This is a genomic window from Rhizobium sp. 268 (genome assembly GCF_036571585.1).
In the GTDB taxonomy this organism is placed as follows: domain Bacteria; phylum Pseudomonadota; class Alphaproteobacteria; order Rhizobiales; family Rhizobiaceae; genus Rhizobium; species Rhizobium redzepovicii.
The window spans coordinates 345,713-364,574 of record NZ_JAPPSO010000006.1; the positions used below are offsets into that span (position 1 = coordinate 345,713).

Sequence of the window (18,862 nt, forward strand, 5' to 3'; positions counted from 1 at the left end):
AGTGACGATCTTGACTGGCAAGGCCGAGGCTCTCCGAAGACCGCAACCCGATAGGTCCGGCGTGCTGCGAAAGATTTGGGAGCATCGGGCCAACTACGCCTATGTGCTTCCTGCGATCGCGGTGATGCTCATCGTCATAGCCTACCCTATCTATTACACGATCGAGCTGTCGTTCTTTAACACACCGCCTGGCCTGCAGCTGCGGGACAAGATTTTCATCGGCTTCGACAACTACGTTTCCATCCTCACAAGTCCGGTGTTCTGGAAGGTCACCTCGAACACGCTTATCTGGACAGTGGGATCGACGTTCATCTCATTTGTCCTGGGGTTTGGCTGCGCCCTGGCGCTCCATCGTGACTTTGTCGGCCGTGGCATTCTGCGCGCCGTCCTGATCATTCCCTGGGTCATCAGCGCGGTCGCCGCGTCCTATATCTGGAAGTGGATCTACCATTCTGACTTCGGGATCATTGGCGCGGTGCTGGTCGGTCTTGGATGGGCCGACCGGCCGCCGAATTTCATCGACAGCGTAAGAACGGTGCTGCCCTCGCTGATCGTCGTCAATATCTGGCGAGAGTTTCCGTTTGCCATGATCATGATGATGGCTGGCCTGCAGACGGTTCCCGACCAGTTGTTGCGCGCCGCGAAAGTCGACGGAGCCAATGCATGGCAGCGGTTCTGGCATGTCACCTTTCCGCACTTGAGAAACGTCTCGACGGTGACGATCCTTCTGCTGGCAGTGGCCAACTTCAATTCTTTCATCATTCCCTGGATCATGACCGGCGGCGGGCCGTCGAACGCATCGCATATCTGGATCACCCACATTTATGAACTAGCCTTCGGCCGCCAGCGCTGGGGGGTGGCATCGGCCTATTCGGTGCTGCTGTTCCTGATCCTGATGTCGCTCGGCTACTTCTACGTTCGTGCGCTGAGCGGCAATGAGCAGAAGGGCGGAAGCGAATGAGCACGATTGTCGAGACTGCTCATCGAGGCCACACGCGTCGCGGTATGCGCATCGATGGATGGCGGTGGAGCGGACGCATCTTCCTTGTGTTCATGCTGCTTTACACTGCATTGCCGATGATCTGGATGCTGATCACCTCGATCAAATCCGGCTTCGCGGCCATGCAGTTCCCGCCGCAGTGGTGGCCGGACCAACCCACCCTCGCCAGCTACCAGAAGCTGCTCGATCCGCAGAACAGCGTCGGCCAGGACTTCCTGCGCTTCTTCTGGAACAGCCTTTTCGTCTCCACAGCTACGACTATCCTTTCGGTGATCGTGGCGGTTCCAGCGGCCTACGCGTTTTCTCGTTTCACCTTCCCTGGCCGGAACTTTCTGTTCTTCGCCGTCTTGCTCCGCAACATGTTTCCGGCAGTAATCTTTCTCGTGCCGCTCTTCATCCTGATGCGCGCAATCGGGCTGGTAAACACGCATGGGTCGCTCGTCCTCACCTACCTCACATTCGGCCTGCCGCTGGCAATCTGGCTCCTCAAAGGCTTCTACGACAATATCCCGGTGCAGCTCGAGCAGGCGGCACGCATCGACGGGGCAACGCGGTTCCAGGCGTTTTTTCTGATCGTCATGCCGCTCTCGGCGCCAGGAATCATCGCCACGGCGATCTATTCCTTCATTGGCGCGTGGAACGAGTACATCTACGCCTACACCTTCCTCTCCAAGAACGAGCAGTTGACGCTGCCGGTCGGCATCCAGCGCTTCTTCTCGGAAAATACAACGGACTTTCCGGGCCTGATGGCGGCCAGCTTCTTGATGAGCGTGCCCGTGGTGGTCCTGTTCCTCGTCCTGCAACGATATTTCGTACGGGCGCTTACGGAAGGCGCAGTCAAACACTAGGGGAGTTGCCGGTGGCCCACGTGGTCCTTCAAGATCTGGTCAAGACCTATGGCAGCTTCAAAGCTGTCAACAATGTTTCGCTGACGGTCAACGACGGCGAATTCGTCGCGCTCGTCGGCCCTTCAGGCTGCGGCAAGACCACCACACTCAATCTCGTGGCCGGGCTGATCCCCATCACATCCGGCGACATCGTCATCGGCGACCGCGTGGTCAACGACCTCGACCCCAAGGACCGCGACATCGCAATGGTGTTCCAGAACTACGCGCTCTATCCGCAGAAATCGGTCTACAAAAATCTGGCGTTCCCGCTGCAGATGCGCAAACTGCCAAGGGACGAGATCGACAAGAAGGTCAAGGAAGCAGCACGCGTGCTCGACATGACGCAGCTGCTCGAGCGCAAGCCGCGCGAACTTTCGGGCGGGCAACAGCAGCGTGTGGCGCTCGGCCGGGCCCTCGTTCGCGATCCGGCGGTATTCCTGATGGATGAACCACTCTCCAACCTCGATGCAAAGCTGCGCGTGCAGATGCGGTCGGAGATCAAGCGTTTCCACCAGGATCTCCAGGCGACAATCATCTACGTGACGCACGACCAGCTCGAAGCGGTCACCATGGCCGACCGGATGGCGGTGATGAACGGCGGCTACCTGCAGCAGTACGATTCGCCGGCGCAGGTCTTTGCCCATCCGGTGAACATGTTCGTCGCCAGCTTCGTCGGCAGCCCGGCGATGAGCCTTGTTCCGCTCGAGGCATCGACTGCAGGCGGCAACACCGTGTTGACCAGCGCGGAGGGCTGGCGCCTCGAGCTCTCGCCAACCAATGCCCGGAAGGTCGAAAGGGCAACAACCAGGAAAGTCGTGCTCGGCGCACGTCACTCGACGATCAAACTGCACAAGAGTGCGATGCCTGGAAGCATCCCCGCCAAAGCCTACACCGTGGAGCCGACCGGAGACGTCACCTTCGTACAGGCGTTCCTATCCGGCGCCATCGTCAATGTCAGCGTGCCGCCAACCGTTGCCGTCGCGCCCGACGAACAGATTTGGCTCGAGTTCGATCAGGAGCGAATGCATCTGTTCGACGGCGAAACAGAAATGGCCCTCAAGGCCAACTGAGGCCCAGCGGATGCGTGTGAAAAACGAGAGCGTAGATGACGACGAAGCTTAAGATCACGGCGATCAAGCCCTATCCGGTATGGGTCGGAACGCGCAACCAGATGCTGGTCAAGGTCGAGACCGACAGCGGCATCTTCGGCTGGGGCGAGAGCGGCTTGAGCGGTCGCGAGAAGGCCGTGACCGGTGCCGTCGAGCATTATCGCGAGTTTCTCATCGGCCGCGATCCGATGCAGATCGGTCGGATCTGGCAAGAGGTTTATCGCAGCCAATACTTCGAAGGCGGGCGTGTCCTGCAGGCAGCGATTTCAGCCATCGACATTGCCCTTCACGACATCAAGGGCAAAGCGCTTGGGGTGCCGGCCTACGAACTGCTGGGCGGCAAGCAGCGCGACCGCATTCCTACCTTCGCCTCGACCGGTGACGAGGCCGAGGGCGAGGTTGCCATCGAACGAGCCCGCGAACTACGCGCACAAGGGTGGCAGGCGATCCGTTTCTTCCCCATCGGGCAAAACAGCAAGGACATTTTCGAGCCGCGGGAGTCGATCGGCGCGACCGCAGCAATGCTGAACAAGGCGCGGGAGGCGCTGGGCGACGACGTCGTCCTCGGCATCGATTATCATCATCGGCTGTCGGTGGCAGAGGCGGCGAGCTTCTGTAACAAGCTCGGTCGTGGCGTGCTTGATTTCCTCGAGGAGCCGATACGAGACGAGGCACCCGAGGCCTACGAAGCCCTGCGCACGATGACCGACATCCCGTTCGCCATCGGCGAAGAATTTGCCAGCAAGTGGCAATTCCTGCCTTACATCGAGCGTGGCATCCATCAGTTCAATCGGCTCGATGTCTGCAATGTCGGCGGGCTCACCGAAGCGATGAAGGTCGCAGGCTGGAGCGAGGCGCACTATGTGGACCTGATGCCGCACAATCCGCTCGGCCCGGTCTGCACGGCCGCAACCATCCATCTCGCCGCCGCGGTGCCGAATTTCGCATGGCTCGAGACAAGGGCGCCCGAAGCAAAGCTCGGCTTCGATAATTCCGACTTCTTCCCCGTGCAGCCACGGCTCGACGGTCCCGACTATCCGGTCAGCGATCTGCCGGGGCTCGGCGTCGAGGTCAACGAAGAGGCGATCAGGGCGGAGAGCTTTCGGTTCTGGGAAGCGCCGCATCTGAAGCGCCGCGATGGTTCTGTCACAAACTGGTAGTTTCACCCACCGGAGCCCAAGATGACGCATAAGCACGACATTCCGCGACCGCCCAGAGAGCTGATCGACGCACTGAAGGAAATCGGCGCCGCGACGGTCTCCGGCACGCTCGGCCACATGGGCTTCCGCAATCCGCACATGGTCGGTCCCGTGCCGCAGAATCGCGGGAAGTCGATCGTCGGGCCGGCCCTGACCCTTCAATTCATGCCGCAGCGGCCGGACCTCTTCACCGAGGGAGAATATGCAGATCCGGAGACGCAGTTGCACCGCCATGTGCTTTATCAGGTGCAGGAGGGCGATGTGGTCGTGGTCGACGCGCGCGGCGACATGAGCTCGGGCGTCTTCGGCGATATGATGTCGACCTATTTCAAAGGCAGAGGCGGTGCCGGCATCGTGATCGATGGGTGCATGCGGGATCGGCCGAATGTCGAAAAGCTGGATCTCCCTCTATGGCTGCGCGGCTGGACGCCCAACTATCATGTGCAGACCGGCATCTATCCCAACGCCGTCAACGTTCCGATTGCCTGCGGCGGTGTGACGGTCATCCCCGGGGACATCATTGTCGCCGACGATGACGGGGTGGTGATGCTTCCAGTCGCGATGGCGCCGAAGGTTATCGAAGAATCGCAAAAGCATCACGATTGGGAGGAGTTCTCGCGAGTGAAATTGATGGGAGGCGGGTCGTTGCAGCGCTACTATCCGCTGCATGACGACGCCCGCGAAGAGTACGAGGAGTGGCGCAAAACAAACCGCTTGGGAACAACTTAGCCATGAATTACCCTTAGTCTGGTGTTCTGAATCTCAGAGTAAACATTTGACGAAGGTCGAGAAAATGCAGCAGCCGTCCACCATGGCTTACAGTCTCAATCAACGCTTCCTGCATTGGGCGATCGCGCTTTTGATCTTCTTCAATCTGCTGTTTCCCGACGGCATGAATGTCTGGCATCGGCTGATGCGCAGGGGCGAGGTGCCGACACCCGAGCAGGTTGCGTCGGCGAATATCCATGCCTATGTCGGCATCGCCATCCTGCTGCTTGCGATCATACGGCTCGGACTGCGATTTACCAGAGGCGCGCCGGCCGAGGTGGCGGAGGAGCCGGCGATCTTCCGCCTTGCGGCGAAGCTTACCCATATTGGTCTGTATATCCTGATCTTCGCCATGCCGCTTACGGGCATCGCCGCCTACTATTTCGGCATCAATCCCGCCGGGTCGTTCCACGCGGACGTTCTGAAGATCATTCTCTGGGCGCTGATCGCGGCCCATGTCGCGGGCGCGCTCGTCCATCAGTTTTATTGGAAAACCAATGTGTTGCGCCGGATGACGCTCGGCTGAGCGCCTGGTCGGTTCAGTTTCACGGCGGTGACGGTGAAGCCCTGCCGGCGCAGCAGTTCAACCAAACCGTCGTCGCCGGGCAGATGCGCCGCTCCGACGGCGATCATGGTGCGCCTTTTGTCGAGATAGGGCTTTGCCCGTTCAGCCATGACCTTGTTTCGATCCGTTATCACACGGTTTTCGAATGCTTTTCAGCAGTCTGATCTGTCGAAACGAACTCCATCAATGAGTAGATCATTCCGACGTCGCCGTGATCGTATAAGTCGATCATCGTCTCGGATCCACGCCATTGGGAAGCGCCAGAAATTCCCTCAGGTTTTGAAGCATGAGATTGTTTGGGACATCCGACATGGCTTCAAGCTGTTCGACCGGCGTTTCCAGGCGAAGCGCAAGGAGCGAATCTGAAAGATCGCGGCGCGCTTTAGTTCACCGCAGTCACGGTAAACCCCTGCTGGCGCAGCAGTTCGATGACGCCGGCCTTGCCGGGCAGGTGCAGGGCGCCGACCGCCATGAAGACGTTGCCGCCGTCGAGAATGGGGGCGGCGCGCTCGGCCATCACCTTGTTGCGATCGAGGATGACGCGCTGTTCGAAGGCGGCGTAGTTGCTGTCTTCGCCTTCCGTCTCCGGCGTCACGGTCTTCAGCATCGGCATGGTCAGGCCGATATCGCCGGAGAGATAGAGGTCGGTCATCGTCTCGACGACGTCGCTCATCTTGTCGCCGAGCTCCAGCGTCTCGATCAGCGACTTCAGATGGAATTCGATCGGCAGGTCGGCCATGGCCTGGATCTGCTCGGCAAGGGTCTCCAGCCCCTTGACCTGTTTTCCCTCGGCAGCCGCATCAGCGGCGATTTTCTGGTCGAGGAACTGCACGCCTTTGGCCTTTCGGGCGATTTCGCAGGCCGGCAGGGCGACGGCGCTCGAGATCATCCAGGGCCGCATGCGGGAGACGGCACCGAGCGGAATGCCGCGCTGCTTCAGGCCGGCTTCGAGGCGCTTGTAGTCCTCGGGGGAGAGCAGCTTGTCGATCGTCGTGCCGTCGGTGAACATCGTCAGTTCCGGCTTTGCAAGCAGGGCGGCGGTCGCCTTCCGCTCATCGAGGATCTCGTCGGATTCGATGATGATCGTATTCGCCGCGTCGTGGGCGGCCTGGGCTCGCGGCGGCAGGGCCAGCACGCGCGGATCGGTGACATGCATGCTGCCAAGCAGCCATGAAGGCTGAAGTCCTGCCTTTTCGATCTTCCAGAAGATGCCCTTGCCGTTTGGCGTCGCGTCGGCTTCCTTCAGCGCCTCGGCGTAGCGGGCGGGATCGTTCTGCTGCAGCTCGACCATCAGGTTGCGGCCGGTGCAGGCCGCGTCTTTGGCCGCCGCCGGCCTTGCCGCCAGGAGGGCCAAAAACAGGGCCGCAAGAAGCAGCATATGAAAGGCCGCAATCAGCCAGAGCAGCAGATTGCCGGATGCTGCGAGAAAAGTCCGGCGGCCGATGGATGTCGTCATGATGATGTTCCGGTCACATGCCTTGTGGTTTCAAGCTCTACGCCCGGCTTGCGCATAATCCTTTAAGAGAATGCGTTAACGAAAGCTTAGAGTCTTCCTTGCTCCGGCAGGATGTTTCGATCCGACCAGAAAAGGCTCTACGCGCGCGGATGAGCGCGATCATACACCTCAAGCAGCCGCGATGCATCGACGCCGGTATAGACCTGTGTCGTCGACAGGCTGGCATGGCCGAGCAGCTCCTGGATGGTGCGCAGATCGCCGCCGCCGGCAAGCAGGTGGGTGGCGAAGGAATGGCGCAGCGCATGGGGCGTCGCCGTCTCCGGCAAGCCGAAGGCGCTGCGCAGCTTCTGCATGGCGCGCTGGATGATCGCCGGCTGCAACTTGCCGCCGCGGGCACCGCGAAACAGCGGCTCGCCGGGCTCGAGATGATAGGGGCAGAGCGTGCGGTATTTCTCGACCGCGTCGAAGACCACGGACAGCAGCGGCACCAGCCGCGTCTTGTTGCCCTTGCCGGTGATGCGCAGCGTTGTGGCGCCCTTTTGCAGGTCTGAGGGAATGAGATCGAGCGCTTCGGAGATGCGCAGGCCGCAGCCGTAGAGCAGCGTCATGACAGCCGCATCGCGGGCGGCGATCCAGGGTTCGTCATGAAGCTGGGCTTCGTTGCTGACGACGGTGATCGCCTGCGTGTCCGACAGCGGTTTCGGCAGCGATTTCGGCTGTTTCGGCGAACGGATCGCGCCGGCGCCGGCGGCATTGACCAGGCCCTTTTTTTCCAAATGGCGCAGCAGCGAACGAAGGCCGGCGAGATTGCGGCCTAGCGAGCGGGCGCCGGAGCCTTGCTTGCGCCGTGCGGCCAGGAAGGCGCGGAAATCGGCGGGACGCAGCTCCCTGATATCGCCAAGCGTCGCCGGGCCGGCGAGATGGCCGGTCAGGAAGGTCAGGAACTGGCGGGTGTCGCGCTCATAGGCATCGAGTGTATGCTCGGAAAGACGACGCTCGCGGGCGAGATTTTCGAGCCATGCGGCCCGTTCCGCCATCAGGCGCGGATCGGCGATAACAAGCAGTTCGTTCACGTCGCTGGCCTTGAATTTGCCTTCAAGTCCGCCAATTTGAAACAGGAACGGTTATGGAATTGCTAATGCCCGCCAAGCCTTTGTCATCCTTAGATCATATTCCACTGCGATAGCTTATAGCCCATAGACAGGATCTTTCATGGCACGGCGCGACTCCATGACGGCTTTCGGACAGCTCGCGGAAGCGATCGCTCTCGTTTCACAGGGAAAGCCCGGTCATATCGTCGATACGCTGATTGCCGAACGTGGCCAAAGGATCGTAAAAAATCCGCTCTGGCCGGTCATGCGGCCGTTCCTCTACATGCTGCTGCGCTACAACAAGGCGATCGAATTCGCCAATGCCGTCGCCAAGATGCCGGGTTTCCAGTCGTTCGAATATCTGAGCGACGTGCTGAAACTCGATATCGGCGTCACCAACGGCGAACGCATTCCCGATGCCGGCGGCTTCATTCTCGTCAGTAACCACCCCACCGGCATCGCCGACGGTGTCGCCGTGTTCGATCTCCTGAAGACGCGCCGGCCGGATATGATGTTCTTCGCCAATCGCGATGCGATCCGCGTCAATCCGCGGTTTGCCGAGATGATCATTCCCGTCGAATGGCGGGAGGAACACAAGAGCAAGCTCAAGGCGCGCGAGACGCTGCAATTGACCAACCACGCGGTCAGGGAAGGCAAGGCGACGGTGCTCTTCCCGTCAGGCCGCATCGCCTATTGGGCCAACGGCCGGCTGAACGAACGCCCGTGGAAGACCTCGGCCGTCGGGCTGGCGCGCAAATACAATCTGCCCATCCTTCCCGTCCACATGACGGCGCGCAATTCCGGCCTGTTCTACTGGCTGGCGAAGTGGTCGACCGAGCTCCGCGACATGACGGTCTTTCACGAGCTGTTGAACAAGCGCGGCGACCGTTTCGATTTCGTGATCGGCAACCTTATTCCGGCCGAACATCTGGACGGTGATCTCAACGATGTGACCAAGGCGCTGGAGAAACATACGGTGCACGATATGGCGGCGGATGGCGACGCGACCTTCGTGCCTGTCAGCCTCCCGGCTGCGGCAACGCCTCGCGAGCTTGCCGTTCCCGCAGTCTAATAGGTTTTGCCATGTCGGTCGACATCCGCGTGATCCGCGATCGATTGCCGCGGGAGATCGCCGACCTCGAAAGCGAGGCCCGGCGGGAGGGTCATCTCCATATCGCCCGCCTTATAGACGAATGGTCGGCCGGCGACATCAGGTTCGAGCGTGGCGGCGAGAGGCTGCTTGGCGCCTATGCCGGGGAGGCGCTTGCCGGCGTCGGGGGTGTGACCGTCGAACCCGCCCTATCGCAAGCGTTGCGGATGCGGCGTTTCTACGTCAGCCCTGAAATGCGCGGCCACGGCATCGGCCGGCTGCTGGCCTTGGCGCTGCTCAATCATGCGCGGGATTTCTGCAGTGTCGTCACCGTTCATCCGGGCAATCCCGGCGCAGCCAAATTCTGGGAGGCTCTCGGGTTCCGACCTCACGCGCCTGATGGCGATATGCTTTATGTCGAAATTGCCCGCATCCCCTCCGGTCGGGATGTTTCAGGCTCGTTCTTCACGTTTTAAGCTTCAGGCCCCGATCTCTTTGAGACGAATGGCCTGGCGGGCCAGCAGCCGCTCGACATCGGCAATATCGAGCGCCGAGAGCTTGGCGCCCGGCTTGCGCAGAGTGGCGGATTTGATGACGCCGCGCTTGGCAAGCACATATTTGCGGGAGGCAAGCCCGATGCCCTGCTGCTGCTCATAGCGGGCGAGCGGCAGATAGGCGTCGAAGATCTCGTGGGCGCGATCCGGATTTCCGGCTGCATAGCCCGCGACGACGCCGACCATCATCTCAGGATAACAGAAGCCGGTCATGGCGCCATCGGCGCCCCGGCCCATCTCTTCAGGCAGAAAAAGCCCGCCATTGCCGCAGAGGATGGAGATGCGCCGCATGGCGCCGCTATCGCTGGCGGCGCGGAGCGCGGTGATTTTTGAAAGGCCCGGCCAGTCCTCGTGCTTGAGCATGACGCAATTTTGCACCTCGTTGACGATGCGCTCGATCACCTTGGGCGCAATCGTCACATTGGTGGTGAGCGGATAATCCTGGAGCACGAAGGGTGTCTCGCCGAGGGCCTCGCCGACCGACTGGTAAAAGGCGAAAGCCTGGTCGTCGGTCTTGACGGTCCAGGGCGGCGCGACCATGACGCCGGCCGCACCTTCGCCCATGACGGCTTCGGCAAGTTCGCGCGTCGGCGCAAGTCCCGGCGCCGACACGCCGACAACGACGGGCAGCCGCCCGTCGAGGCGCTTCAGCACACGCTCGACCACCGTCCGCGATTCCTCGGCGGTCAGCTTCGGGGCCTCGCCGAGCTGGCCAAGCACCGTCAGGCCAGAGACGCCGGCGCCCTCGTAGAAATCGACCATGCTGTCGATGCTGCCGAGATCGAGCGCGCCGTCATCGGTGAACGGGGTTACGGCGATCACATAGACGCCCTTGGCATCTTCGGTCAGTCTGGCCATCGAGGCTCTCCAATTCAAGCGGCCGAAGAACAAAGGCTCCGGCATTTCGAACAATCCTTCCGGCAATCTATGCGGCCAATCGCTCGCCCGGCAAGCTTTTCGTAAGGGTGCCGGCGATCTCCGACGCCACACTCCTTGCCGACGCTCAGCCGTGTCTTTGCGGTTCCAATTGCATCGATTTGCGGGCATGGTCTCGCCCGATGAGCACAGATTCGTCCAATCTCTTTGGCGCGCTTTTCGACGCACCGCTCGCGAACCGAACGGTTCCCGTGCTGGTGCCGATGCCGGCGCCGAAACCCTATTCCTATTCGGTGCCTGAGGGCATGGCGGTCGAGCCCGGCTCGGTCGTGCAGGTGCCGCTCGGGCCGCGGCAGGTGATCGGCGTCGTCTGGGACGGCGGCGAGGATGGAGTGGACCCGAAGAAGCTCCGGCCGATCAGCCATGTCTTCGACTGCCCGCCGCTTACCCGGGAGATGCGCGATTTCATCGATTGGGTTGCGGCCTACACGCTCTCGCCGCCCGGCCTCGTCGCCCGTATGGCGCTGAGAGCCCCCAACGCCTTCGAGCCGGAGCCGATGGTGGAGGGGCTGAGATTCGTCGGCGGCGAACCGGAGCGGATGACGCCGGCGCGTGCCCGCGTGCTCGACACCGCCTCCGACGGTTTGTCCTGGACGCGCAGCGGCCTGGCGCATGCGGCTGGGGTCTCGACCAGCGTCGTCGACGGGCTGATCGCGCTCGGCATTTTTGAGACGATATTCCTGCCGCCGCCGCCGGTCGTGGCGATGCCGGATCCCGAATTTGCCGCCGCCCGCCTCGAAGGGTCGCAAAAAGAGGCGGCCGCGGAGATCGTTTCCGATGTCCGCAAGGGCGAATTTTCGGTGTCGCTGATCGACGGGGTGACCGGATCGGGCAAGACCGAGGTCTATTTCGAGGCGATCGCCGAGACGCTGAAACGCGGCAAGCAGGTGCTGATCCTACTGCCGGAGATCGCGCTGACGGCCAGTTTCATGGAGCGCTTCCAGGATCGCTTCGGGGCAAAACCGGCCGAATGGCATTCCGATCTGGCGCCGCGCATGCGCGAAAAGGTCTGGCGCCAGGCGGTGACCGGCGAAGTGCGCGTCGTGGCCGGCGCCCGCTCGGCGCTCTTCCTGCCCTTCGAGGATCTCGGCTTGATCATCGTCGATGAGGAGCACGATCCCGCCTACAAGCAGGAGGACCGCGTCTTCTACAATGCCCGCGACATGGCCGTGGTGCGCGGCCGGATCGGCGATTTTCCCGTCATCCTGGTGTCGGCGACGCCGTCGGTCGAAAGCCAGGTCAACGGGCAGAGTGGGCGCTACAGCACCGTCCACCTGCCGACGCGTTTCGGCGACGCAGCGCTGCCCGACCTGCATCTCATCGATATGCGCCGGCACGCGCCGGAACGCGGCGGCTTCCTGTCGCCGGTGCTGATCCGGGCGATCGGCAAGACGGTGGAAAAACGCGAACAGGCGCTGCTCTTTCTCAACCGGCGCGGTTATGCGCCGCTGACGCTCTGCCGGGTCTGCGGCCATCGCTTCCAATGCCCGCAATGTTCGAGCTGGCTGGTCGAGCATCGCTTCCGCAAGCAGCTGCAATGCCATCAATGCGGCCATGCCGAGCGCACGCCGGAGGCATGCCCCGAGTGCGGCACGCTCGACCATCTGGTTGCCTGCGGACCTGGAGTCGAGCGCATCGCCGAGGAGGTGGAGCGGCATTTTCCGGAAGCGCGGACGATCGTTCTCTCCTCGGATATCATGGGCGGGGTGAAGCGGCTGCGGCTGGAGCTGGAGGCGATCGCCAAGGGTGAGGCCGATATCGTCATCGGCACCCAGCTCGTCGCCAAGGGGCATAATTTTCCGCTGATGACGCTGGTCGGCATCGTCGACGCCGACCTCGGCCTTGCCAATGGCGATCCGCGCGCGGCCGAGCGCACCTTTCAGCTCCTGTCGCAGGTGACGGGCCGGGCCGGGCGCACCGGCCTCAAGAGCCATGGGCTGCTGCAGACTTACCAGCCGCAGCATCCCGTCATGCAGGCGATTGTCTCAGGCGATTCCGATGCCTTTTACGAGCGCGAGATCAGCGAACGCGAACGCGCTATATTGCCGCCCTTCGGCAGGCTCGCCTCGATCATCGTTTCGGCCGAAACCCGCCATGACGCGGAAAACCATGCGCGCGGCATGCGCAATGCAGCGCCGCAGGTATCCGGCATCTCGGTGCTCGGTCCGGCGGAAGCCCCGCTGGCGCTGGTGCGCGGGCGCCACCGCTTCCGCCTTTTGGTGCACGGCCGGCGCAACTCCGACATGCAGGGCTTTTTGCGGGCAATGCTGTCGCAATCGCCGAAGGAGCGCGGGTCTGTGCAGGTGCAGCTCGATATCGATCCGCAGAGTTTTCTCTAAAACGCCACGCCGCCATTTCCTCCCTTTCCGGCCCATGTCATAAAACACTGATTCTTCCGGGTGATTTGGGGCTGATGCATGGAGTTTTATTTTCCGACCGAGCTCGGCGAGCAACTCGCCTTTTGCTCCGCCGCCTTCACGGCGCTTGCCGGCTTCATCATGATGTTTGCACCGGGCCATAGCTTCCGTCTTCTCGGTCTGCAGGCGCAGGAGGGGCGGCCGGAGGGGTATGGGGAGGGGCGCTCGATGGGCGGTTTCTATCTCGGCTTTGGCTTGTCGGCGATCATGCTCGCCCAGGACTGGATTTACATGGCGCTCGGCGCCTCCTTTGCGATGGCGGCCTTTGCCCGTATTATCTCGATCCTGTCCGATAAGGGGAGTAGTCTCGTCAACTATTTACTCCTGGTTGTGCAAATTGCCTTGGCGGCGCTGCCGCTGCTTTATGTATTCGGCTTCACCCAGACATGACTCTCGCGGCCGGCTAACGGCTTCCCCGGCCGGCTTCCAGGCCGTTGCGCAATTTTGCGAACAGAAATTCATGTGAAAGGCGTATTCGGGCATTACGCGTGTTGCGAGTCCGAACATCCTATGTTAGACGGACCCCGAATTTCGGAAGAAGCAAGAGGCTTCTCTTGTGGTTTCTGGGGGAAATCAAAACGAATTCAAGATCATAGGTTCGGCGTCCGCCGAGAGCCGGATTTTGGGTTGAAATCAGGGAAATTTGTGCCAGTGGCAGACACGTCCCAGCTTACATCTGGTGTTGCCGAGCGCTATGCCTCGTCGCTTTTCGAACTGGCGCTCGAGCAGGGCGCCGTCGACAGCGTAACCGCCGATCTTGACCGTTTCCAGGCAATGCTGGATGAGAGCGCTGACCTGAAGCGCTTCGTCGCAAGCCCGGTTTTTTCCGCCGAGGACCAGCTGAAGGCGATCGTCGCCATCAGCGAGAAGGCCGGAATCAGCGGCTTCTTCGCCAATTTCCTGAAGGTCGTGGCGCGCAACCGCCGCCTGTTCGCCCTGCCGGGCATGATCAAGGCCTTCCGCATCATCGCCGCGAACCATCGCGGTGAAATCTCCGCCGAGGTCACCTCGGCGCATGCGCTTTCGCAAGCGCAGGAAACCGAATTGAAGGTGGCACTCAAGAGCGTTACCGGCAAAGACGTGACGATTGCCGTCACGGTTGATCCGTCAATTCTTGGTGGTCTGATCGTCAAGGTCGGGTCCCGCCAGATTGATACGTCTCTTCGTACCAAACTCTCCACTCTTAAGCTCGCATTGAAAGAGGTTGGCTGATGGATATCCGCGCCGCGGAAATTTCCGCAATTCTCAAAGACCAGATCAAAAATTTCGGCAAAGAGGCAGAGGTCTCGGAAGTCGGCCAGGTTCTCTCCGTCGGTGACGGTATCGCCCGCGTCTACGGTCTGGACAATGTCCAGGCCGGTGAAATGGTCGAGTTCCCGGGCGGCATCCGCGGCATGGCGCTGAATCTCGAATCCGATAATGTCGGCGTCGTCATCTTCGGCTCCGACCGCGACATCAAGGAAGGCGACACCGTCAAGCGGACCGGCGCCATCGTCGACGTCCCGGTCGGTCCGGAACTGCTCGGCCGCGTCGTCGACGCGCTCGGCAACCCGATCGACGGCAAGGGCCCGATCAACGCGACGCGCCGTTCGCGCGTCGACGTCAAGGCTCCCGGCATTATTCCGCGCAAGTCGGTTCATGAGCCGATGTCGACCGGCCTCAAGGCCATTGACGCGCTGATCCCGGTCGGCCGCGGCCAGCGCGAGCTGGTCATCGGCGACCGCCAGACCGGCAAGACCGCTATTCTTCTCGATGCCTTCCTCAACCAGAAGGCCATTCACGACAACGGCCCGGAAGGCGAGAAGCTTTACTGCGTCTACGTCGCCATCGGCCAGAAGCGCTCGACCGTTGCCCAGTTCGTCAAGGTGCTCGAAGAGCGCGGCGCGCTGAAGTATTCGATCATTGTCGCGGCGACCGCTTCCGATCCGGCGCCGATGCAGTATCTGGCTCCGTTTGCCGGCTGCGCGATGGGCGAATATTTCCGCGACAACGGCATGCATGCGCTGATCGGTTACGACGACCTGTCGAAGCAGGCCGTTTCCTACCGCCAGATGTCACTGCTGCTGCGCCGCCCGCCGGGCCGCGAAGCCTATCCGGGCGACGTTTTCTACCTCCACTCGCGGCTGCTCGAGCGCGCTGCGAAAATGAACGACGACCAGGGCGCCGGTTCGCTGACCGCTCTTCCGGTCATCGAAACGCAGGGCAACGACGTGTCGGCCTTCATTCCGACCAACGTCATCTCGATCACCGACGGCCAGATCTTCCTTGAAACCGACCTGTTCTACCAGGGTATCCGCCCGGCCGTGAACGTCGGTCTGTCGGTTTCCCGCGTCGGTTCGTCGGCGCAGATCAAGGCGATGAAGCAGGTTGCCGGTTCGATCAAGGGCGAGCTCGCCCAGTATCGCGAAATGGCCGCCTTCGCCCAGTTCGGTTCGGACCTCGATGCTGCGACACAGCGCCTGTTGAACCGCGGTGCACGCCTGACCGAACTTCTCAAGCAGCCGCAGTTCTCGCCGCTGAAGACGGAAGAGCAGGTCGCGGTGATCTTCGCTGGCGTCAACGGCTTTCTAGACAAGCTGCCGGTTGCTTCGGTCGGCAAGTTCGAACAGGGCTTCCTCTCTTATCTGCGTTCGGAGGGCTCCGCCATCCTCGACGCGATCCGCACGGAAAAGGCAATCAGCGATGATACCAGGGGCAAGCTCACTGCTGCTCTCGATAGCTTCGCAAAGTCTTTCGCGTAATCAGGCCCTAAGTTAGGACGGATCACGGATGCCTTCACTTAAGGATCTGAAAAACCGGATCGCCTCCGTCAAGGCGACGCAGAAGATCACCAAGGCGATGAAAATGGTCGCCGCGGCGAAGCTTCGGCGTGCGCAGGAGGCGGCCGAGGCCGCCCGGCCTTATTCGCAGCGCATGGGTGCGGTGCTGGCGAACATCGCCAAGGCCGTTACCGATGCGGACGGCGCGCCGACACTGATGACCGGGACCGGCAAGGACCAGGTTCATCTGCTGGTGGTCTGCACGGCCGAACGCGGTCTTTGCGGCGGCTTCAACTCGCAGATCGCCCGATTCGCCCGCGAGCATGTGCGCAAGCTGGTTGCCGAGGGCAAGACAGTGAAGATCTTCACCGTCGGCAAGAAAGGTTACGACATCCTTCGCCGCGAATATGCTTCGCTGATCATCGAGCGCAAGGAATTGCGCGACGTCAAGAAGATCGGCTTCGAGAATGCGGACCAGATCGGCAAGCGCATCATCGAGATGTACGAGGCTGGCGAATTTGACGTCTGCACGCTGTTCTATTCCGAGTTCAAGTCGGTGATCAGCCAGATTCCGACGGCGCAGCAGCTCATCCCGGCTTCGACGGGCGCAGTGCAGGCCGAAGATGCGGCGCATGCCGGCGCGGTCTACGAATATGAGCCGGATCCGGCTTCGATCCTCGAAGACCTGATCCCGCGCAACATCTCCGTCCAGATCTTCCGCGCGCTCCTCGAGAACGTCGCCGGCGAAATGGGCGCCAAGATGAGCGCCATGGACAATGCGACGCGTAATGCCGGTGAGATGATCAACAAACTGACGCTGAGCTACAACCGCCAGCGTCAGGCGCAGATCACCAAGGAACTCATTGAAATCATTTCGGGCGCGGAAGCGCTCTGAGGCTAGGAAAAGAGGGTCAGAAAATGGCTGAGGCAGCTACCCCCAAGATCGGCTCTGTCGGCAGGGTCACACAGGTTATCGGCGCCGTCGTTGACGTTGCTTTCGAAGGCGAACTGCCGAAGATCCTGAACGCGCTGGAAACCACCAACAATGGCGTCCGTCTGGTTCTCGAAGTTGCACAACACCTTGGCGAGAATGAAGTCCGTACGATTGCGATGGACTCGAGCGAAGGTCTCGTGCGCGGCCAGGAAGTCAGCGATACCGGCGCTCCTATCATGGTTCCGGTCGGCAACGAGACGCTCGGCCGTATCATGAACGTCATCGGCGAGCCGGTCGACGAAGCTGGCCCGCTCGTCACTGCGCACAAGCGCGCCATCCACCAGGATGCGCCGTCCTATGTCGAGCAGTCGACGGAAGCGCAGATCCTCGTCACCGGCATCAAGGTCGTCGACCTTCTGGCGCCCTATGCACGCGGCGGCAAGATCGGTCTGTTCGGCGGCGCCGGCGTCGGCAAGACCGTCCTGATCATGGAACTGATCAACAACGTCGCCAAGGCGCATGGTGGTTACTCGGTTTTCGCGGGCGTCGGTGAACGTACCCGTGAAGGCAACGACCTCTACCATGAAATGATCGAATCCAACGTCAACAAGCATGGCGGCGGCGAAGGCTCGAAGGCCGCGCTGGTTTACGGCCAGATGAACGAACCGCCGGGCGCCCGCGCCCGCGTCGCTCTGACCGGCCTGACGGTTGCCGAACATTTCCGCGACCAGGGTCAGGACGTTCTGTTCTTCGTCGACAACATCTTCCGCTTCACCCAGGCAGGTTCCGAAGTGTCGGCTCTGCTCGGCCGCATCCCGTCGGCCGTCGGTTATCAGCCCACGCTCGCAACCGACATGGGCCAGATGCAGGAACGCATCACCACGACGACGACCGGCTCGATCACCTCGGTCCAGGCCATTTACGTTCCGGCCGACGACTTGACCGACCCGGCGCCGGCAACCTCGTTCGCGCATCTTGACGCGACGACGGTTCTGTCGCGCTCGATCGCCGAAAAGGGCATCTACCCCGCCGTCGATCCGCTCGACTCCACCTCGCGCATGCTCGACCCGATGGTCGTCGGCGAAGAGCATTACGAGGTCGCCCGTAAGGTCCAGTCGACGCTGCAGCGCTACAAGGCCCTGCAGGATATCATCGCCATTCTGGGTATGGACGAACTGTCCGAAGAGGACAAGATTGCCGTTGCCCGCGCCCGCAAGATCGAGCGTTTCCTGTCGCAGCCGTTCTTCGTCGCCGAAGTCTTCACCGGCTCGCCGGGCAAGCTGGTTGCTCTGGAAGACACGATCAAGGGCTTCAAGGGCCTCGTCAACGGCGAATACGATCACCTGCCGGAGGCTGCCTTCTACATGGTCGGCTCGATGGAAGAAGCGGTCGAAAAGGCCAAGAAGCTCGCAGCTGCTTGATGAGCGACGCGCTGGACGAGATATTCTGCTGCGATCCTCTGAAAGGGGTCGTGGCGGATCTTCCGGAACCAGCCGCGCCGACCATCTATCGCGCCGATAACGGCGTGCTGATGATGGTGGTTGGTCTGGTTCAGAGCGAGGAAGGCCTCGGCTATCTCGACCAGGCGATAATGCACTGCCCGTTCTGCGGGACCCAATTGCAAGATGCGAAAGCCATAGCCGAGAAGGTAAGTCACTGATGGCTGACAATTTCAACTTTGAGCTCGTTTCGCCGGAGCGTCTGCTGCTGTCGGAGATGGTGACTGAAGTCGTCATTCCTGCGACTGAAGGCGAAATGACCGTCATGGCGCACCATGCGCCGACGATGACGACGATCAAGCCGGGTGTCGTGAGCGTGCGTTCGGCCTCCGGCAAGAAGCAGGACTATGTCGTGTTCGGCGGTTTTGCCGATATCCTGCCGACCGGCTGCACATTGCTTGCCGAATCAGCGGTTCCGGTCGAGGAACTCCACAAAGACGAACTGACCCGCCGCATCGAGGCCGCTCGCAAGGAGCTCGAAGATACCGAGCTGCACGAACGCAAGTCGAAACTCGAGCACTTCATCATGGAACTGACGCATCTGAATGGCGTCGTCCAGCAGGATTGATCGCAATCGATTTTTCGATAGTGAAAAGGC

The 18,862-nt window shown here is 61.4% G+C and carries 20 protein-coding genes; 16 read left to right on the forward strand and 4 right to left on the reverse strand.

Annotated features, from left to right (window positions below; genetic code table 11):
• Position 1 precedes the first annotated feature (1 nt).
• The 6 genes from OS035_RS14635 to OS035_RS14660 all read left to right on the forward strand — a co-directional run bounded on the left by OS035_RS14635 (position 2) and on the right by OS035_RS14660 (position 5,489).
• Entirely contained in the window at positions 2–961 is a 960-nt protein-coding gene (locus OS035_RS14635) for a carbohydrate ABC transporter permease (protein ID WP_331813827.1), read from the forward strand.
• Complete coding sequence (locus OS035_RS14640; RefSeq protein WP_331813828.1) at positions 958–1,848, forward strand: carbohydrate ABC transporter permease; 891 nt, start codon at positions 958–960, stop codon at positions 1,846–1,848. The genes OS035_RS14635 and OS035_RS14640 overlap by 4 nt, the downstream gene beginning before the upstream one ends.
• An 11-nt stretch (positions 1,849–1,859) precedes the next feature.
• On the forward strand, positions 1,860–2,957 hold the full coding sequence (locus tag OS035_RS14645) for an ABC transporter ATP-binding protein (protein ID WP_097625139.1): 1,098 nt from the start codon (positions 1,860–1,862) through the stop codon (positions 2,955–2,957).
• Between the two features lie 35 nt (positions 2,958–2,992).
• Positions 2,993–4,156 (forward strand): mandelate racemase/muconate lactonizing enzyme family protein, encoded by a 1,164-nt coding sequence (locus OS035_RS14650; RefSeq protein WP_331813829.1) that lies wholly within the window; start codon positions 2,993–2,995, stop codon positions 4,154–4,156.
• Between the two features lie 21 nt (positions 4,157–4,177).
• Positions 4,178–4,924: a ribonuclease activity regulator RraA gene (locus tag OS035_RS14655; RefSeq protein WP_310808328.1), complete on the forward strand. Its 747-nt coding sequence runs from the start codon at positions 4,178–4,180 to the stop codon at positions 4,922–4,924.
• A gap of 64 nt (positions 4,925–4,988) precedes the next feature.
• Positions 4,989–5,489, forward strand: a complete 501-nt coding sequence (locus OS035_RS14660; protein WP_310805859.1) for a cytochrome b — start codon at positions 4,989–4,991, stop codon at positions 5,487–5,489.
• Here OS035_RS14660 and OS035_RS14665 read toward each other — a convergent pair.
• The 3 genes from OS035_RS14665 to OS035_RS14675 form a co-directional block, all read right to left on the reverse strand.
• A complete protein-coding gene (locus OS035_RS14665) occupies positions 5,447–5,638 on the reverse strand; it encodes a TraB/GumN family protein (protein WP_310808329.1) in 192 nt (63 codons plus the stop codon). The two genes, OS035_RS14660 and OS035_RS14665, sit on opposite strands and share 43 nt — an antisense overlap.
• A gap of 272 nt (positions 5,639–5,910) precedes the next feature.
• Complete coding sequence (locus tag OS035_RS14670; protein WP_331813830.1) at positions 5,911–6,984, reverse strand: TraB/GumN family protein; 1,074 nt, start codon at positions 6,982–6,984, stop codon at positions 5,911–5,913.
• 137 nt (positions 6,985–7,121) lie between these two features.
• Positions 7,122–8,057, reverse strand: coding sequence for a tyrosine recombinase XerC (locus tag OS035_RS14675; RefSeq protein WP_310805862.1), 936 nt, complete (start codon positions 8,055–8,057; stop codon positions 7,122–7,124).
• A 139-nt stretch (positions 8,058–8,196) separates the two neighbouring features.
• Between OS035_RS14675 and OS035_RS14680 the strand changes: the two genes are divergently transcribed.
• Together OS035_RS14680 and OS035_RS14685 are read left to right on the forward strand one after the other, a co-directional pair.
• On the forward strand, positions 8,197–9,147 hold the full coding sequence (locus OS035_RS14680; protein WP_331813831.1) for a GNAT family N-acetyltransferase: 951 nt from the start codon (positions 8,197–8,199) through the stop codon (positions 9,145–9,147).
• 11 nt (positions 9,148–9,158) lie between these two features.
• The gene (locus tag OS035_RS14685) at positions 9,159–9,641 is read left to right on the forward strand and encodes a GNAT family N-acetyltransferase (protein ID WP_097624890.1); all 483 of its coding nucleotides are present in this window, start codon (positions 9,159–9,161) and stop codon (positions 9,639–9,641) included.
• A gap of 3 nt (positions 9,642–9,644) precedes the next feature.
• Here the strand turns inward: OS035_RS14685 and OS035_RS14690 are convergent, their stop codons facing one another.
• Positions 9,645–10,577: a dihydrodipicolinate synthase family protein gene (locus OS035_RS14690; protein ID WP_331813832.1), complete on the reverse strand. Its 933-nt coding sequence runs from the start codon at positions 10,575–10,577 to the stop codon at positions 9,645–9,647.
• 200 nt (positions 10,578–10,777) lie between these two features.
• Between OS035_RS14690 and OS035_RS14695 the strand changes: the two genes are divergently transcribed.
• The 8 genes from OS035_RS14695 (at position 10,778) to OS035_RS14730 (ending at position 18,832) form a co-directional block, all read left to right on the forward strand.
• Entirely contained in the window at positions 10,778–12,994 is a 2,217-nt protein-coding gene (locus tag OS035_RS14695; protein WP_331813833.1) for a primosomal protein N', read from the forward strand.
• Positions 12,995–13,072: 78 nt separating this feature from the next.
• Positions 13,073–13,462: an AGROH133_08824 family phage infection protein gene (locus tag OS035_RS14700; RefSeq protein WP_097624887.1), complete on the forward strand. Its 390-nt coding sequence runs from the start codon at positions 13,073–13,075 to the stop codon at positions 13,460–13,462.
• A 255-nt stretch (positions 13,463–13,717) separates the two neighbouring features.
• Positions 13,718–14,284: a F0F1 ATP synthase subunit delta gene (locus tag OS035_RS14705; protein ID WP_017966273.1), complete on the forward strand. Its 567-nt coding sequence runs from the start codon at positions 13,718–13,720 to the stop codon at positions 14,282–14,284.
• A complete protein-coding gene (atpA, locus tag OS035_RS14710) occupies positions 14,284–15,813 on the forward strand; it encodes a F0F1 ATP synthase subunit alpha (RefSeq protein WP_097624886.1) in 1,530 nt (509 codons plus the stop codon). The genes OS035_RS14705 and atpA overlap by 1 nt, the downstream gene beginning before the upstream one ends.
• A 28-nt stretch (positions 15,814–15,841) precedes the next feature.
• Entirely contained in the window at positions 15,842–16,726 is an 885-nt protein-coding gene (locus tag OS035_RS14715; protein WP_097624885.1) for a F0F1 ATP synthase subunit gamma, read from the forward strand.
• A gap of 23 nt (positions 16,727–16,749) precedes the next feature.
• Positions 16,750–18,186, forward strand: coding sequence for a F0F1 ATP synthase subunit beta (atpD, locus tag OS035_RS14720; RefSeq protein WP_097624884.1), 1,437 nt, complete (start codon positions 16,750–16,752; stop codon positions 18,184–18,186).
• On the forward strand, positions 18,186–18,425 hold the full coding sequence (locus tag OS035_RS14725) for a hypothetical protein (RefSeq protein ID WP_071093262.1): 240 nt from the start codon (positions 18,186–18,188) through the stop codon (positions 18,423–18,425). The genes atpD and OS035_RS14725 overlap by 1 nt, the downstream gene beginning before the upstream one ends.
• Entirely contained in the window at positions 18,425–18,832 is a 408-nt protein-coding gene (locus OS035_RS14730; protein WP_097624883.1) for a F0F1 ATP synthase subunit epsilon, read from the forward strand. The genes OS035_RS14725 and OS035_RS14730 overlap by 1 nt, the downstream gene beginning before the upstream one ends.
• Positions 18,833–18,862: the final 30 nt, after the last annotated feature.